This is a genomic window from Streptomyces sp. TAA204 (assembly GCF_000424965.1).
This window is the reverse complement of the sequence record NZ_AUKW01000040.1, coordinates 1-1,885: the sequence shown is the minus strand read 5'-3', so window position 1 is coordinate 1,885 and position 1,885 is coordinate 1. Positions and strand designations below refer to the sequence as shown.

At 67.9% G+C, this 1,885-nt stretch carries 2 protein-coding genes; both read right to left on the bottom strand.

Going from position 1 to position 1,885, the window contains the following annotated elements:
* On the bottom strand, positions 1-1,304 hold a 1,304-nt coding region (locus H343_RS0124640), incomplete at its 3' end, for a beta-ketoacyl synthase N-terminal-like domain-containing protein (protein ID WP_028433290.1).
* Positions 1,305-1,342: 38 nt separating this feature from the next.
* Positions 1,343-1,885, bottom strand: a 543-nt coding sequence (locus H343_RS32735) for a phosphopantetheine-binding protein (RefSeq protein WP_037905070.1), incomplete at its 5' end; no start/stop codon positions are given.

Genomic DNA, 1,885 nt, shown 5'->3' with positions numbered 1-1,885 from the left:
GTCCGGTCGCTCTGCGGCCACGCGGCTTCCTCGGCCAGCAGCTCGACGGCGCCGGCCTCCCAGTCCACATGCGAGGAAGGCACATCGGCGTGCAGCGTGCGCGGCAGCACACCCTCCCGCAGGGCCTGCACCATCTTGATGACTCCGGCCACGCCCGCGGCCGCCTGTGTGTGACCCAGGTTGGACTTGATCGACCCCAGCAGCAACGGGTTGTCCCGCTCCTGCCCGTAGGTGGCCATCAGCGCCTGCGCCTCGATCGGGTCACCCAGCGTGGTGCCGGTGCCGTGCGCCTCGACGGCGTCCACATCGGCGCCGGTCAGACCGGCGTTCGTCAACGCCTGCCGGATGACGCGCTGCTGGGACGGTCCGTTCGGAGCCGTCAGACCATTCGACGCACCGTCCTGGTTGATCGCCGAACCGCGCACGACCGCCAGCACCTGATGGCCGTGGCGTCGCGCGTCCGACAGCCGCTCGAGGGCCACCATGCCCACGCCTTCGGACCAGCCGGTGCCGTCCGCGTCGTCGGAGAACGCCTTGCACCGGCCGTCCGCCGCCAGACCACGCTGCCGTGTGAACTCAACGAACGCGTGCGGCGTGGACATCACGGTCACGCCACCGGCCAGCGCCAGCGAGCACTCGCCCTGCCGCAGCGCCTGCATTGCCCAGTGCATCACGACCAGCGACGACGAGCACGCGGTGTCCACCGTCACCGCCGGGCCTTCGAACCCGAAGGTGTAGGCCAGACGCCCGGAGATCACACTCGCGATGAGCCCGGTCGACGCGTGGCCGTCCTGCTCGGACGATGTCTCCGAGAGAAGGTCGGCGTAGTCCTGTCCGTTGGTGCCGACGAACACCCCGGTCTGGCTGCCGCGCAGGGACGCGGGGTCGAGACCGGCCCGTTCCAGCGTCTCCCAGGAGGTCTCCAGCAACAGCCGCTGCTGCGGATCCATTCCGAGGGCCTCTCGCGGCGAGATCCCGAAGAAGCCCGCATCGAACTCGGCGGGCCCGGAGAGAAACCCCCCCTCGGAGGCGAGACTTGATCCGGACCCGTCGGCCCCCAGCGTCTCCAGGTCCCATCCCCGGTCGTCCGGGAACGGCGAGATGACGTCCCGTCCCTCGGCGACCAACTCCCAGAGTTCTTCCGGGGATGCGACCTCGCCTGGGAACCGGCACGCCATTCCGACGATGGCGATCGGCTCACTGTTCTTGAGTTCCAGTTCCAGAACACGTTCGCGAGCACGACGAAGATCAACAGTGACTCGCCTCAGGTACTCAACGACCTTGTCCTGCTGCTCATCCTGCACTGGTAATCCTCATTTCCTGCCGCAACAACCGGAACTCGTCAGGGGAGATCGAGCAGCTCGTCGTCGATGATGTCGAGCAGCTGATCGACGGACGCCGTCTTGATGTCGCTCTCGGAGGAGCCACCCATCAAGGACGGTGTGGTTTCCCGCATGCGCGAGAGGATTTCGTCCAAGCGGTCCTGGACCGTCTTGTATTCGGGATCGTCCATGGACCCCGACCACAGCGCGGCCTCGAACCTCGCCAGACCGTCCAGAACAGAACCCGTTGCCGGTGCCGCACCACCGGTCAGAAGGCCGGCCGCCAGGAAGTCGGCGACTCCGCGCGGCGTGGGATGGTCGAACACCAGCGCCGAGGGAAGCGGCAGTGCGGTGGCCGCCTTGAGCCGGTTGCGCAATTCGACGGCACTCAGAGAGTCGAAACCCTGGTCCCGGAAGGTCTTGTCGACACTGATCGCGTCCGGGCCGGAATGTCCCAGTGCGGCGGCGGCGTGGGTGCGGACCAGGTCCAGCAGTGCCCGCTGACGCTCCGCCTCCGGCAACGCCGACAACCGGGCCTTCAACTCCGGCTGGTCCGCATCCGA